General features: G+C 43.7%; 14 protein-coding genes. 2 read left to right on the top strand and 12 right to left on the bottom strand.

Features of this window, described 5'->3' with window-relative positions:
- Positions 1–24 precede the first annotated feature (24 nt).
- Genes AC121Z_RS12545 through AC121Z_RS12500 form a run of 10 tightly spaced genes read right to left on the bottom strand, consistent with a single transcriptional unit; the run spans position 25 to position 8,065 of the window.
- On the bottom strand, positions 25–489 hold the full coding sequence (locus AC121Z_RS12545) for a hypothetical protein (RefSeq protein ID WP_498124361.1): 465 nt from the start codon (positions 487–489) through the stop codon (positions 25–27).
- A gap of 7 nt (positions 490–496) precedes the next feature.
- Positions 497–1,081 (bottom strand): hypothetical protein, encoded by a 585-nt coding sequence (locus AC121Z_RS12540; protein WP_498124360.1) that lies wholly within the window; start codon positions 1,079–1,081, stop codon positions 497–499.
- Positions 1,082–1,084: 3 nt separating this feature from the next.
- Positions 1,085–2,161, bottom strand: coding sequence for a hypothetical protein (locus tag AC121Z_RS12535; protein ID WP_498124359.1), 1,077 nt, complete (start codon positions 2,159–2,161; stop codon positions 1,085–1,087).
- Positions 2,133–3,212 carry a type II secretion system minor pseudopilin gene (locus AC121Z_RS12530; RefSeq protein ID WP_498124358.1) on the bottom strand — a complete coding sequence of 360 codons (1,080 nt, stop codon included), beginning with the start codon at positions 3,210–3,212 and terminating at the stop codon, positions 2,133–2,135. The genes AC121Z_RS12535 and AC121Z_RS12530 overlap by 29 nt, the downstream gene beginning before the upstream one ends.
- On the bottom strand, positions 3,209–3,853 hold the full coding sequence (locus tag AC121Z_RS12525) for a PulJ/GspJ family protein (RefSeq protein WP_498124357.1): 645 nt from the start codon (positions 3,851–3,853) through the stop codon (positions 3,209–3,211). Before AC121Z_RS12525 ends, AC121Z_RS12530 begins: the two co-directional genes overlap by 4 nt.
- Positions 3,840–4,265, bottom strand: a complete 426-nt coding sequence (locus tag AC121Z_RS12520; RefSeq protein WP_498124356.1) for a type IV pilus modification PilV family protein — start codon at positions 4,263–4,265, stop codon at positions 3,840–3,842. The genes AC121Z_RS12525 and AC121Z_RS12520 overlap by 14 nt, the downstream gene beginning before the upstream one ends.
- 9 nt (positions 4,266–4,274) lie before the next feature.
- The gene (locus tag AC121Z_RS12515) at positions 4,275–4,685 is read right to left on the bottom strand and encodes a prepilin-type N-terminal cleavage/methylation domain-containing protein (RefSeq protein WP_498124355.1); all 411 of its coding nucleotides are present in this window, start codon (positions 4,683–4,685) and stop codon (positions 4,275–4,277) included.
- A gap of 16 nt (positions 4,686–4,701) precedes the next feature.
- A complete protein-coding gene (gene gspG / locus AC121Z_RS12510) occupies positions 4,702–5,130 on the bottom strand; it encodes a type II secretion system major pseudopilin GspG (protein WP_498124354.1) in 429 nt (142 codons plus the stop codon).
- Between the two features lie 35 nt (positions 5,131–5,165).
- Positions 5,166–6,371 (bottom strand): type II secretion system F family protein, encoded by a 1,206-nt coding sequence (locus tag AC121Z_RS12505; RefSeq protein ID WP_498124353.1) that lies wholly within the window; start codon positions 6,369–6,371, stop codon positions 5,166–5,168.
- Positions 6,368–8,065: a GspE/PulE family protein gene (locus tag AC121Z_RS12500; protein ID WP_498124352.1), complete on the bottom strand. Its 1,698-nt coding sequence runs from the start codon at positions 8,063–8,065 to the stop codon at positions 6,368–6,370. Before AC121Z_RS12500 ends, AC121Z_RS12505 begins: the two co-directional genes overlap by 4 nt.
- Before the next feature lie 792 nt (positions 8,066–8,857).
- Between AC121Z_RS12500 and AC121Z_RS12495 the strand changes: the two genes are divergently transcribed.
- Positions 8,858–10,558, top strand: a complete 1,701-nt coding sequence (locus tag AC121Z_RS12495) for an autotransporter outer membrane beta-barrel domain-containing protein (protein WP_498124351.1) — start codon at positions 8,858–8,860, stop codon at positions 10,556–10,558.
- A 292-nt stretch (positions 10,559–10,850) separates the two neighbouring features.
- On the opposite strand, the gene AC121Z_RS12490 is transcribed toward AC121Z_RS12495, so the two are convergent.
- Positions 10,851–11,926 (bottom strand): IS3 family transposase gene (locus AC121Z_RS12490; protein ID WP_498124350.1). Its coding sequence is split into 2 segments (ribosomal slippage): positions 10,851–11,677 and positions 11,677–11,926, totalling 1,077 coding nucleotides; the frame shifts between segments, so codons are not numbered across the junction.
- A gap of 182 nt (positions 11,927–12,108) precedes the next feature.
- Between AC121Z_RS12490 and AC121Z_RS12485 the strand changes: the two genes are divergently transcribed.
- Positions 12,109–13,005, top strand: coding sequence for a sulfotransferase family protein (locus AC121Z_RS12485; protein ID WP_498128244.1), 897 nt, complete (start codon positions 12,109–12,111; stop codon positions 13,003–13,005).
- A gap of 8 nt (positions 13,006–13,013) precedes the next feature.
- Here the strand turns inward: AC121Z_RS12485 and AC121Z_RS12480 are convergent, their stop codons facing one another.
- Positions 13,014–14,273: a phytanoyl-CoA dioxygenase family protein gene (locus tag AC121Z_RS12480; RefSeq protein WP_498124349.1), complete on the bottom strand. Its 1,260-nt coding sequence runs from the start codon at positions 14,271–14,273 to the stop codon at positions 13,014–13,016.
- Positions 14,274–14,414 lie beyond the last annotated feature (141 nt).

Here is a 14,414-nt window from a genome sequence, read left to right as displayed (position 1 = left end):
CGGTTTATCAGTGACTCACCCGAATTATTGATAAAGTTTCTTGACGAAAGCCTCGCCATTCATTTCAAATTCAATTTGGCTTTTGCCGATTTTCGTTACTTTAGCGCCATTTGGCAACGTATCGCCGACATTAAATCTCACGTAGCGCTCTCGCTTAATTTCTTTGCTTTCTATATCAACGTCAATAATGGCTATTCGGGTATCACCCTCTTCGATAATGCCCTTTAATGACCAAGGTGTATTAGTTGTTTGAGTCTCGAGACTGGAGCTTTCCTTCCCCCAAAGTACTTCTACATTCAGCGTGCGAAGAAGAGGCTCGCTATTGTTAGCGTATGAAAAGCCAGCGACTAACCATTCATCACTTCGCTCATTCAAACTAATGCTTTGGGTCGAGGGACGTTTATTGTAAGCTAAAAACGCGACCAGTAAGATTATTCCAGCCATCGCAGCCCACAACCATTTTAGCTTAATTAAGGATCTAATCGACATCTGACCGTTAACTCTCCACCTTAAAATAAGCGGCGATAACTAGGCGATGTAAAGGTCTCGCTCGTTGGCTAATTTCCATCTGTTCAATCACGATTTTGTTAGAACTCGCTTCCAGCTGCTGTAAAAATTTGAGACTACGGGTAACATCGAAGGCCGTATCAATTTGACCTGCGATTCGAAAGACACCAGATTGCCCGTTAACGCCCAGTGGCTCCTCGAGTCGAATTTGCACATTATTCAATTCGTTTTGTTGCGCCCAGTCGGTCAATGTTTGGAACAAAGTAGCTTTAGCGATACCTGGCGAAGGGGCTTTCCAAAACGCGGCATCGATTGTTTCGGCAACTTGGTTCAATCGTTCGGCTCGCTGAAACCATTCTTGCTCGTTCGCAGTGCGTAAAATTCTGGCTTCTCGTGCTAGTTCTTTCTCTATGTCACTGTGAATATCCGCATTAAAATCGCTCAGTACTAACAATGGGTAAACAATGACTAACAGCGCGATAAACCACAAGCTAACGCGCAGCCGGGCACTAGAGGAAACTTGCTCCTTTGCTTGTTGCCAATGTTCGTTAAGTTGCTTTTTTAAAGTAGCCATGACTTATCTCTGCGACTCCAAGGTCAAAACAAAGCGATTCTGATTTCGGTTACGTAAAGATGATACGGATACACTCCTTACCCAATCCAAAGTTTCCATACTTTTAACTACATCTAGTGTGTTTACATTACCTTGCGATACAACCTCTAACGTAGAACCTTTGAAGTCCCATTCGTTCAATACTAAATTGAACTCCATGAATATTTTACCTAGCTCTATCATCATACTTGATTGTGATGGGTAATCGATGAGTAAGATCTGTGATTGAACTTGCTGATTGAGGGTTTCAGCTGTTGAGCGTGCATCTAAGACAGCCTCAACCTCCGCAGCGACTAAATCGGCACGCTGTGTTATCGTGCTGAGCGACATAGAAGCAAAAACCGTAGAAGATAAGACCCACACGTATCCAGCAAGTACCGCAGCAGCACCGGACAATAGAAGGCTGTGTTCCCATGGCAATTTTTGCACTATTGAAAGTGTCTTGTTCTTCGCTCCCCATGGCGTCGCAAGCCTTGCAATCTCCTCAAGTTCGGCGGCCTCGAGGCACAGCTTTTGCAGCTTCGCCCACTCCATGGCCAATGATGCCGGCAATGCTAATGAACGTAAGAAAAGGTCAAATTTAGGTGTGTCAGGCTTTTCCGCAAACCATTTTTCGGCGACTAAGACGCCGTTTAACCAGAGTTGAAAAATCTTGCCAGTATCGACTGATGGGAGCCATTGAGCTCTGGTTTCGTCTTGTCTGGGTAAATATACCGATTCGGGAAGAGTCGAAATAGCTTGAACGCCCACTTCTTCAATCGCTGATTCAACTCGCTGCGCATCCCACGCCCATACCCCTACACAGTGGTCAGTCCATACCGCGTGATATCCTACCTGGGAAAAAGGTGCCCAGCGCTTGACCAGCAAACTCAAAGCGTTTTCACGGTTTTTTTCAGGCAGTGCCGATAACTCAAAAGTTCGGTAAAGACACAGACTTCTGCCGATTATCCACTGAGCTCGCGTGGTCAGGTTCTCTGGGAAAATAATCTCCCGAGACGCTTGAACATACTGATTAGCGGAGAAGGTGTGTTTGAGATTCACGGGGTTCAACAAAGGCTTCAGATTCCGATACTGGGACTATTAGATCTCTGCTAATGACCCAAGGTAGATCACCAGCACGAACGACGACCGGGAAGTATACATCAAGTTCTCGTTTAAGTCTCGTTCCAGGATACCAAAATGAGAGCCTGAAACGCGACGAAGGATTAAACTCGAGTCTGTCGAAATAGGGGTGAAGGGGTAATCCGGTCCGGTCTACCATGTCTTTAAAATGACTGAATTTCTTTTGCTTCCCTTCTTCAACCAATAAACTTGCGTCAGCAGGCGATAGGCCTAAAACAACCTGCGCTAAAAGAGGACTCATTGCGTTGACGTTATATCGGTCAATTGTCGATGCTGCCAGTGAATTGTAAACAACAGAATTATCCCACAAGGTCTCAAGCTCTCGCCAGCCAATAACATTCTTTAGCTCGAATCGCGTGAGCAATTGACCGTTCGGCGGTGTAGGTAGTCCGCGCTGTTGATACTGGAATAATTCAGCGCCGTTGGCATTTAGCTCATTGTCTTTGTCTATGTAGTCTTGCAAAGTCATTGTGAGCTGCCGAATGCGAGCTGGCTCCAGATCTAAATGCGTTAAGAGCTCTGCGGTGAATAGTGGTGAAGTGGAGTTGATAGGAATCAATCCAGATAGGTCTAAAATCGAGAACAGAGAGTCGTTAATACCCTTATATGGACTGCCGTCAACGTACAACTCTGACCCTTCAATAGTCACAATTTTCGAACCCATATCATCAATTACAGCACCGCCCAAAAAGTCATCCAAGGTCACATTTGTCAGCTCGCCAGCTGACTGTTCAAGCGGTACTTTAATGCCAGCTTGAGTAGTTCCTTGAGTGGCAATTAGATATAACAAGGTAGACTGGGTTGAGGTGGCATGAATTTCCATATTAGCGCGATGGTTCTGACGCAGAGCCTTTTCTAAACTGCTCTCTACCCATATGGCAAACGCACTAACCATCATAATGAGAATGGCCATAATCCATATTGATGCGACAAGAATAAAACCTTGTTGTCGTGCTGGACGCGGGATCATAGAGCTAGATCAACCTCTGGCAGGGTGTTGTTAGAAATTGACACATACCAAAATAAAACACTTTCAGAAGCATCATCTATTATTGCCACACCTTGTGGCAAAGCCGTATTATCTGGATTTTCAAAAAGATCAAAAGGTAGCCCTTTGTCTTGACTATCATTTGGCCACGAACTTAGCAATTCCCCTTGCGCATCTAAAAACCGAAACTCTGGAGTCGCATTTTGCCAGACCATGATAGGAATGGGGTCATGGTCGGCTTCACTATAGAATAGGGTGGTTTTATCCTGCTGCGGCTCGAGATGCCAAGTGACTTTGGTTGGTAATCCAAGTTGTTGGACGAGAGGTTGTAGAGTTAAACCGCTAAATTCGCTACTGTTGCCAGTAAATTGCGCGTTATCAGACTTTCTCCCTCGGTGCATGGCCCGCACCGCGATACGAAACCACTGCTCTCGAAGCTCCACGTCTTGAACTTGCACAAGTTGCTTGCGTATTCTTTCCTGTAGGCCGGTAACAAAACTAAAGCCCTGCATCATCAAGACGGTGATCAAACTCACTAATACTAGGACTACCATCATTTCAAGCAGTGTGAATCCACTGACTTGCGCTTGAGAATAAGCATTAGGAGACTTAGAAAATGCCATCTGAAAGTGCTCTATAGCCGACTTGTGTGAGCTCAAATACGGCTCCCTCTCCTTTGATATCTTCCACGCTCACTGATACCCGGTATAAACCAATTTCGAATGGTGTTTTACCACCATTAACACTTTTCCCTCTTTTGATTGGCTCAACTAGATTAGCAGTCCAATTGATTGTGACTCCACCATAACTTTTACTACCCTGCGGTTGCGCCATCATATTTACATCAGACAGATATTCGGTCACGTTGCGTTTCATAACATTGCGGTAAGCATTGTCTTCAATTTTGCTGATGGACAACAGTAAATTACTTATCCAAGCAAACGTTGCCATGCTTACCATGGTAACTAAAAGCAGTGCAACTATTGCTTCTAATAAGGAAAACCCGTGGTTTGAATAAATCGGAGTTGCTCGCATAGATGCTAGTTACAACACGGTTGGTCGACACATAGGAGCATCTAATTGTACTCGCAGGCGTCGATTCTCTTTAATAAATGTTGCTTCGCCACCTGAGCAAAATCCCAGTGAATTATAGGTCACATCAGTAGTGCCAATTTCGTCTAATTGCCACCCGTCTGGCAAGGTAAGGATATCAGCTGTTGAAGCGTCATTAAGCTCTAATAAACTGAAGCTCTCCCCGCGTTGAAATACGATAAAAGGAATGCTTTGTAATTGGAACAGCAGGTCGTCTCGTTGTAATGAGAAGTTTACTGAATCATACATTTGCGCTAGCCGTGGCGCCGTTAGGCCCATAAGCAAACCCATCAACACCAGAACGATCAGTAACTCCAACAGTGTGTACCCGTTGCAAGATTGCTTCTTTGCTAAATGGTGCATGGCTTGTGCTCAATCACTATCGCTCTGCAATATAGCCTATATCGGCGTCATAATCGTCGCCACCCAATTTCCCATCTGCACCATACGAGAAAAGCTCAAACGGCTGGTTTCTGGTCTTTTGCGAAGAGTACTGATAAGGGCGATCCCAGGGGTCGAGAGGCACTTCATCATCTAAATAGGGGCCATCCCAATTTGGATCTGCGGGATTACTATTGTTGATCAACAGCCCAAGTCCTTCTTCCGTCGTTGGAAAGCGATTGATATCTAAGCGCATAGTTTGCAGCGCGCCCTTAAGCATTGTGACTTGAGCTTCTGCAGTTTGTACTTTGGCTTTGTCAGCTTGCTTAAAGACTCTAGGACCAACTAATCCCATCAACAAACCAATAATCACTAGAACCACAATCATTTCCAGTAATGTGAAACCAAGATTTCTAACTCTCCGCATTACAACCTCTTCAATAGATAACGTTAACTTCTTAATTAAATGGCGATGTCATTCGCACTAGTAATGGCTAGAATGATACCCATAATAATCACGCCAATCACTACTCCGATCACTAAGATGGCGATTGGTTCAATCAAGGCCAAGAGAGTTTGCATACGTTTTTTGCTCGCTTGGTCGTAGAGACGCGAGACCGATGCCAGTGTCGAAGACATATCGCCAGATTTTTCGCCGACTTTAACTAAATTGACGGTAGTTGCAGACACTACCGCCTCTTGTTGCAGAGCAGCTGATAGCGATACTCCTGATTTAACGCTAGCCTTGACTTGTGCTAAACGCGCTTTTCGCCACGGAATTCTGCTGGATTTCGCGGCGAGTGTTAGTGCATCTAACATGGGTACTTTGCTCGCTAGTAATATGCCGAGCATTTTTGACCATACGGCCATATCGCTCTCATTAAGCCAATTACCAATCACCGGCATTCTACTCATGAAATTCAGCAAGGGGATCCTGAAACGTTCCTGAGTAAACACCATGAACACTGCGAAAAATAAAGCAATGAGACCTACTAACATAGCTAGCTTATTATCATTCACCCAGACACCCGATGAGATGACCAACCATGCGAGGAAGGGCATTTCGTCAGCGCTACTAAGCAGCGACGAGAACTTTGGTACAACAAATAAGAACATTATCCCAACGGCAATTACGCCAGATAACACCAGTATACTCGGATAAATAAGCGCACTGCGGGTTTCTGATTGAACCTTAAGATCATACTCCATTTGCTCAACGCCTTGCTCAATTGATGCAGCCAAACGCCCTGTGATTTCACCCGATTCAATTAAATAGTACATGTAGTCGGGCACTTTTAGCGCAGTATTGCGCACTGCGACGGAAAATGCGGTACCACTTTTCAATTGCTTAAGTAAGCTTTGAAATATACTCAGCACTTGCTCGGAGTGACTTGAATCACATTGGGCTTCAACTGCTTCTTTTAGGCTAACGCCGGCTCTGAGCATGGTGGCAATCTCGTAAAAAACAAGAATTACATCATTCTTAGAAATGGCTTTTCTTGACGATTTGACTGATTTCTCTGGATTGCTACTTACTGGATCTAAAGCAATAATCTTCAAATTTCGACTTTCAAGTTGTCTTGCAGCTGCACGAAAGCTGTCGGCATTGACCACACCCGTGGTTTTTTCGCCCGTTTTATCAACACCCTCGTAAGCAAATTGACTCATAATTCGCTCGCTTCACTGGTGCGGCACACTCGATAAACTTCTTCCACACTGGTAAGACCCATATAGGCTTTGAGCATGCCATCTTCATACAAGTTCCGATAACCTTGAGATTTGGCCAATCGATACAACTCACTGGCTGGTTTTTGATCGAGTATTAAGGCTCGCATCTTTTCTTTAATCTCGATTAATTCGTAGATACCTATTCGCCCCTTATAACCGGTTCCCTGACACTCTTTACAGCCAACAGCAACCTTCCAGTTAGCTGGTTGCTCAAGCCCCATTTGTTGTGCGATAGCTAAAGTTGATTCTGCATCCTGAGGGAGCGAGGTTGCTGGTTGCGCACAGTGCGTGCAGAGTTTGCGGAGCAGTCGCTGTGCTTGGGTTGCGATAATTGGGGTTGCTGCCATAAATGGCTCAATGCCCATATCGATTAAGCGGGTAAATGAACTCAATGAGTCATTGGTATGCAATGTAGACAACACTAAATGGCCGGTTATTGCTGCTTGCATGGCTATTTCGGCGGTTTCTAAGTCACGGATCTCACCGATCATGATTACATCAGGATCTTGGCGTAAAATGGTGCGCAAACATGCTGCAAAAGTGAGCCCAATTTCCTCATTTGTTTGGGTTTGGGTAATACCCTCTAGTTTGAATTCGACCGGATTTTCTACCGTTATGATTTTCTTATCATTCTCATTGGATTCATCTAACGCGGTATAAAGCGTGGTTGACTTTCCTGAGCCGGTAGGTCCGGTGACCAAGATAATTCCATGGGGCTGACGAACTAACCGCTCCATCATTGTCATCTGATCAGGAAGCATGCCTAGCTTTTCCATACTTAAACGCTTTTTATCCTTTGGCAGTAGGCGTAAAACCATGGATTCACCGTAAACGCCGGGCAACGCGGATACACGAATATCAATCTCTAGCCCGCCTGCACGAGTTGATATGCTGCCATCTTGCGGTAAACGTCGCTCTGCAATGTCCATTCCTGAAATCAATTTGATCCGAGATACCAGCGCATCAAATTTCTCTTTGCCCAAGGTGAGTTTGGTGGTGAGTACACCATCGCTTCTAAACCTAACCCGAAAACTGCTTTCTTCTGGTTCAAAGTGAATGTCAGACGCACCGGCATCGACTGCTTGGGCGAACAAGTTGTTAACTAATTCAATCGTGGGGGCTTCTTCCGCCAGTTCCTTTAAGTAGGATTCGCTTTCGGATTTACTGCCGGAGTAATCGCCCTTTATTTTGTCGATACTGCGGGTGAGTGAGTCAAAATCTTGAGAGAATATAAAGCAGGGTATAATTGATGCCTGCGGGCAAATCATTTCCAATGACGATAGTAAATATTCTGACAATGGGTCACGCGACGCGCAATAGATTGTTAGGCCTGAATTATCTTCTGACCATAGAATCGCTTGTTGGTCGAGCATCCACTCTACGTCTATCTTGGCATCGCGGCACGTATCTATCACGCGAGAAACGTCGGGAAGTTGCAAATTATCACCGACTAGAGGCAAATGTAGTTGCGCGGCAAGTGTGCGCACAATAATGTCTTCTGATGCTGCGCCAATCCGCATCAGGATCGCGCCGAGTTTACCGCCTATTTCCGATTGAATGTTTAAGGCTTTTTGTAAATCTGCGTCAGAAAGAATGCCTTTTTCTTGTAACAATTCACCAATGGGTTTAGTCATCTATTATCGTGCCTGGGTAATTTAAGATGTTTGGCAATGTAACAGCCAGCGCGCAATGGTAATGCAATCGAATTATTAACTCAATGTGATTACCATCTCAACACACGCAGTTACTTTTTGTTCTATGGAGGTGGTTAATTAAGACCAATCGAAAGCGTCTATCACAAAAATGTCCATAAACTCACTTATTGGTAAAAATAAATACTTATATTTTGCTATACGCTGTTCTACGTAACGAAACTTTCAATTGCCCCGCGTCACTTAATTGCCAATGCTGAAAATAAGTGTGCTTTCGCTGATGAATATCGAGATAGCATTTGCAAGAAAGCTTATGTACAAACACAAAATGCCGACTATAATATGAACGATAAGGGGCGCTCAAAATCATTTAAAGCTTTACATTTCAAGGTTTTAAATCGCTTTTTTGAGAATGTGGGAGTTCTTACATTCCCAGTCGATTGGGAGGGGGGTTAATATTAGCCGGAACTCTGGAGAGAAAATCCTTGATTCCGGATTAACTAATTAAGAGCATAAAACATTAATAGCTCAGTAATTAGAACTGACTATTTATCTGAAAAACTTAATTTAATTAAGGAAGAGCCCGAATCAAAGGGTTGACTTCTGAAATGGTAATAATAGAATCGCTCTTTGTGAAAGGCGCATCGATTAACCGGGTGCCCTATCTCAATTGATGCGTTTAGTAACATGTTTAGGCATTTAAGCCGGTGCGCTAACTGTGAATTAAATGATCTAAACGGCTATAGCTTTATAACTATATTTAAGGATTTACAAATGAAACTATTTAACAAGACAGCACTTGCAGTAGCATTGTCTGCCATGGCAGCAGCTCCTGTTGTTGCTAAAGACTTGGTGTTTACTAACAACATCGCGACAAACACAGATGAGACCGTGGTACTTGCTGATGTTATTTTTGGTAACAACAATCCGGGCGTTGGTTCTGAAGAAACGCTAATCACAGCTCCAGAAGTATCCTTCGATTTGACGCTAGGTGCTACAGAGCCAGGCGATATCGGTGATGCGGCATCCGTAGCCACAGTTAAGTTTACTCTAGGTGGTGGTGCTGTCTTCGGTGAAGATTTGTCGACTACGGCTTTGGTTGATGCAGCTAACGGTACTAATGGCGTATTCCACTTGGTGGATTCTACTGGTAGTACGTACGCAGGTACGAACGTAGTTACATACTCAGTGGTTCAAGGTGGTGCTATCGGTGATAATACAATCACTTTAGAGCTAGACTTTGGTGGTGGTGAGACAGTGACAAGTGTTTCTTTGACTGGTTACGCAGTTAAGAATTTAACGAGTGCACTTAACCCTAGCAGCTCATCTAAGATGGTTCAGTTGGGTGTTGAGTACGTTGAAGCGGTAGATGCAGGTAACACTGACGCTATTACTAACACAGCGACTGATACGCCAATTGTAATTTTTGGTTCTCAAGCGCCTACTGATTTGACTGCCACCCCAGTTGATTTTGTTGGTACCGCTCCATTCCTTCGTATCAACGTAGGTGCAAGCGAGCAGCTATTTACTTCTGGTACAGGTGATGGTCGTTCTGATTTCGATGGTTCGGATGACATTTCTTTGATCACGTTAGGTACGTTGGAGTTGAGTCTTGAAGCTATTGATTTGGTGACTTTCCCGCTCGCAACAGCCGGCATCATCAAGAAAGAAAATGGCGATGACTTTGATTTCCAAGGTGGTGATTCGCATGAAATTACTTTCTCAGTAGGTTCTGGTTCACTTCAAGCTGGTTCAACTGTTTATTTGCATACAAATGCGGACTGTACATCTGGTGATACACTAGCTGGTTCTACTACAGTATTGACGGCAGCAGAAACAACCTCTTTCAGCATGACTGTTACAGGTACTACTGACGAGTTAACAACACCTTATAATGTATGTTACTCAGTTAAGACTGGTGTAAATGCAGACACAATCCCTGAAGTTGGTCAAATTTCTGCTACTTGGAACGTTGATTTCTTCAACGCTCGTTATGACAACATCGCAGAGCAAGACGGTGTGTTTGGTGATTTACTACGTAATGGTTGTATCGCAAGCTTCTTCAATGTTCCTGCTGTAGGTAATGCTGATACTGCTTACATTCGTTTGACTAATACGTCTACCACTAACGAAGGTGATATCCGTGGTACGCTTTACGCGCAAGACGGTACTGTTCTTGGTGAAGATTTGACTATCGCTCCAGACCTAGCAGTTAGCGCAACTCAAGTATTCTCTACTGAAGGTGCTAACCGTACTACTGCAGCTGGTCAAGACATCATCGATATCGAAACTGCATTCGGTGTAACTGGTTCAACTGACTATAAAGGTCGTGCACGTCTAGTACTTAAAGGTGCATTCGATACTTGTGAAGGTCTAGGCCTAATCCGTACTGGTGAAGGTTCACTGTTCAACATGACAGCGACTACACAAGGTAACGAAGCAGGCGGTGCTAACGACGGTAACAACGGTAACTAATAGTTACTGCGTTACAAACGTTAATGTGAAAAAGGTGGCCTCGGCCACCTTTTTTGTTTTCATTTGCAAATTTTCGAAACTCACAATTGTATGTAAATACGTGTTTGTGTTAACTAACTGCGCATATATTCAACCTATCCTTATACCTAAAGGCTACTAACACATTTCTTCGTGTAACGTTATGGACGATGTAGAAGCCTAAATTGGTCCGTCGCATTGTTTACTTATAGTAATGTGAGATCAATTGACCTTTCCCCTGAACTAGCACCGCTCTCTCGATGAGATTTTCATATTATGCTGCCTGTTTTGCATACTCAACAGGCGGCAGATAATTCAGTGAGCTATGTGGCCGAACATGGTTGTAGTGCTCACGCCATAGGTCTATTTCGTATCTTGCCTCGTCCATTGTTCTAAACCAGTGCTGATTCAAACATTCGTTTCTGAACTTGCCGTTAAGGCTTTCCACGAAGGCATTTTGTGTCGGTTTACCAGGCTGAATAAAGCCAAGCTCAACACCCGTCTCCTTACTCCAGAAGAACATCGCCTTGCTGGTAAACTCTGTTCCGTTGTCGCAAATCACCTTTGCAGGCTTTTCTCTTTGCTCGATGAGCTGACTAAGGAAGCGTGCAACCTGACGACCGCTGATAGAAACGGACACAAGCTGCCCAACCATTTCGCGCGAGTAATCATCCACCACGTTTAGCACTCTGAAGCGCCTGCCATTACTAAGTTGATCAGATACGAAATCCATTGGCCAGCGTTGATCTGGTGCTGTTGGCACCTCAAGTGGTTGTCTTGGTCGAGTCAGCTTCTTGCGCTTCTTCGTCCGCACCTGCAACGCCTCTTCGGTATAAAGCCGGTAGGTATGCTTGCGGTTTACAACAAGCCCTTCGCCTTTTAACAAGCCATGCAGCATCAAATACCCATACCTAGGATACTGTGACGCTAATTCTTTCAACCGTGCGCGCACAGCGCTATCTGGCTTTGTCTTATGGCAATATCTGAAAGCGGTTCGGCTTACACCAGCAAGCTTACAAGCGACCCGTTCACTGAGCTTAAACGCATCAATAAGGTGACGGGCAACAGGTTTTCTTGCTGCTGGCGTTACCACTTTTTTGAAAGTACATCCTTCATCGCTTCCACTTCTAAGAGCTTGTCAGCCAGCATCTTCTTCAGCTTGTTGTTCTCAGACTCAAGCTCTCTTAAACGCTTCGCTTCATTTACTTCTAGGCCCGCATACTTGCTGCGCCAGTTGTAAAATGTTCCTGTTGAGATACCCATCTCACGGCAAATGTCGTCTACCTTCGCACCTGCCTCATGCTGTTTGATGGCTCTGATGATTTGTTCTTCGCTGTAACGTTTCTTCATTTTGAGATCTCCATTGTCTCCAGTTTATTGGAAATCTCATCGATGTCATGGTGTTATTTTTGGGGGAAAGGTCACAATGAATCATTGAAAAGGGTTGATGTACGTCCTGGTCATCTATAAAGTCACCGCTTTATTTATCAAAACATCATGTGAATATTTTTATAAGGAATCATAGAGTGGCAATGAAGTTTCTTTTTGGAATTGGAGTAGAGAAGTGTGGTACCACTTCTCTAAATGACTTTTTTAAGCGTGAAAGTCAATTTTTAACTCCGCCTAAAAAGGAAACGTTCTTTTTTAATTCTCACTATGGCAAGGGATTGGAATATTATCAGCAGCAATACAATACTGACTGGGGGTCCGTGCCTGACGGGGATTACATCGTTGATATAACACCGTCTTATTTTCGCCGCGTTGAAACGCTACAACGCTTGAATGAGTTCGAAGCAGATAAAAAATACTTGATTTGCCTAAGAAATCCTATTAAGCAGGCTTTTTCCTTGTATGTCCATGATTTGATATTTCATTATACCAAAGGTCAATACTCTCAGAACTTTGAACAATTTATAGATGCTAATTTCAAACGGTATTTTAAAAAACGTCATCGGTATTATTTTATCCGCTACAGCGAGCTTTTGGTCAATGCGTATAGCATTTTAGGCCGAGAAAACTGTCACGTGATGCTGTTGGAAACCCTACTTAGCAAGCCGAAACAGGAGCTAAGTCTTTTGTCTGAATTCCTTGAGCTCACGAACGAATTCGTACAAGAGAAGTTGCCGCACAGTAATGAGGCGAAACTCATACCTCATTTCGATGACTACGAAGTGGATGGGCAAGGGAGCTACGAACTGTTGGTTTCTAGAGGAAAGAGTGACTTTAATTTGGTTGGCTTATCATGGCAGCAAGTCGTTAACGCTTTTGCGATGCAAGGTACTTATTCTTTGGCACTAGATGAGCTCTATGTACAGAAGATGCTCGATGATTTTTATACAGAAGATATTTTAAAAACCCAAGATATCCTGAATACAGATTTATCAGATTGGTTGGCACCCATTCCTTTGAGTGCCCAAATGGCAGGCTAACTTAACAACTATTTTTGTTGTTGGCCTCTTATTTCCCAACAGTAATAGCCTTTACCTTGGTTGACCTTTGAAGAATGTTTAGATGAATAAAAGTAGGAAGGGTTGCAGTTTTTAGGGCAATAGTGAGTGACTAGACTTTTACGAGTATTGTCAGTCGTCACTTTGCTCCCACCATGCGCTAAGTCCGCACTCCAAATAAGTACATCTCCCTTTTTAGGCAAGAATTTTTGTAGTGGAAGCCCCATTTTTTTTGCGTGTTCATGTAGCGAATTTAAGAAAGCCTTACCTTCTCCTGCACTTGGCGCGTTATTAGGTTTCCATTTAGCGTCTTTGTCCCACAAAAAGTCAGGAAAGAACTGGCTTCCAGGGTAGTACTCTAGTTCCCCTGAGCCCTCTACAATATCCTCTAGCGCTACCCAAGAAGCACACAACTCCATAGGTGAGGTGACCTTTACGTAAGCGGTATCTTGGTGAACAGGTTGTTCAGTACCACGCCAAAAAGATAAACTTTGGAATGCTAATGGAGGACGTTTGAACACAAGACTAAGAAAATCAACAATGCTATCGTTCAGTGAAATGTTTCTCGCTGCGTCTGAGACACTATATAGATCGAGTAACTTTACATTATCATTTTCATAAGTTTTTGTGGCAGGTAGGAATACTTTTTTATTATTCTCAAATGTTTCTATCCATACGTTTGGACGCTTCCCTTCCACAACTTCTTGCCACTCATTTAGTACGGTATCGATATGCTCTGGTTCAATTGCTTTTCTTAAGATCACAAATCCGTAGTCGATCCAGTGGTGCAAGAGTTCACGTTTAGCATCGTCGATGTCTCCCAATTCGTACATACCCTCTGTAACATCATGAGCGTTGTCTAGATCTGTCCAGAGGCCTGAAAACTTACTCCTGAATTTGGGTATCCAGGGGGGGGGTAACTTGCCTATCGGGCCTGATGATTTGGGAGTTTCAACAGATGAATCTATTCTCAACGCTTTTTCATTAACTTTTAATTCTATCTGGCCGCACGTTATCTTTAGATTTTTTACTTGATAGTCTGAAAGTTGGCGGTCAAAGGTGATTCTGAAACCCCCGCCTTTTTGAGTGAGCCCACCTTTAACTAAATCTGGCCTTTCTACGTCATTTTCAGTTCTACCTATACAGTATTTCCCGTCATAGACTGTTATTTCTAAAGGGCCTTCTGCTGTCGGATCTATGATCCATCCACTGAGTCGGTAGTTGTCGAGCAATTCGACGTTGTATTTCATTTTCTATCCCTTGTTTCCATGTATGGCTATAAGTATATTCAAATTGGCTGCAAGACTTACAATGTTGACCATATTCAACTTCGCAGACGATGCTTTGTTGCCGTTATAAAAGCTGCTCTCAATGCACCTTTTTGTTGAAAA

This window comes from Alteromonas sp. DYW1 (assembly GCF_059752595.1).
This window is presented reverse-complemented; position numbering and strand designations above follow the sequence as displayed.

Coding starts and splice junctions, on each gene's coding strand:
- AC121Z_RS12545 (WP_498124361.1), bottom strand. CDS start 489: ATGTCGATTAGATCCTTAATTAAGCTAAAATGGTTGTGGGCTGCGATG.
- AC121Z_RS12540 (WP_498124360.1), bottom strand. CDS start 1,081: ATGGCTACTTTAAAAAAGCAACTTAACGAACATTGGCAACAAGCAAAG.
- AC121Z_RS12530 (WP_498124358.1), bottom strand. CDS start 3,212: ATGATCCCGCGTCCAGCACGACAACAAGGTTTTATTCTTGTCGCATCA.
- AC121Z_RS12525 (WP_498124357.1), bottom strand. CDS start 3,853: ATGGCATTTTCTAAGTCTCCTAATGCTTATTCTCAAGCGCAAGTCAGT.
- AC121Z_RS12520 (WP_498124356.1), bottom strand. CDS start 4,265: ATGCGAGCAACTCCGATTTATTCAAACCACGGGTTTTCCTTATTAGAA.
- AC121Z_RS12515 (WP_498124355.1), bottom strand. CDS start 4,685: ATGCACCATTTAGCAAAGAAGCAATCTTGCAACGGGTACACACTGTTG.
- gspG (WP_498124354.1), bottom strand. CDS start 5,130: ATGCGGAGAGTTAGAAATCTTGGTTTCACATTACTGGAAATGATTGTG.
- AC121Z_RS12505 (WP_498124353.1), bottom strand. CDS start 6,371: ATGAGTCAATTTGCTTACGAGGGTGTTGATAAAACGGGCGAAAAAACC.
- AC121Z_RS12500 (WP_498124352.1), bottom strand. CDS start 8,065: ATGACTAAACCCATTGGTGAATTGTTACAAGAAAAAGGCATTCTTTCT.
- AC121Z_RS12495 (WP_498124351.1), top strand. CDS start 8,858: ATGAAACTATTTAACAAGACAGCACTTGCAGTAGCATTGTCTGCCATG.
- AC121Z_RS12485 (WP_498128244.1), top strand. CDS start 12,109: ATGAAGTTTCTTTTTGGAATTGGAGTAGAGAAGTGTGGTACCACTTCT.
- AC121Z_RS12480 (WP_498124349.1), bottom strand. CDS start 14,273: ATGAAATACAACGTCGAATTGCTCGACAACTACCGACTCAGTGGATGG.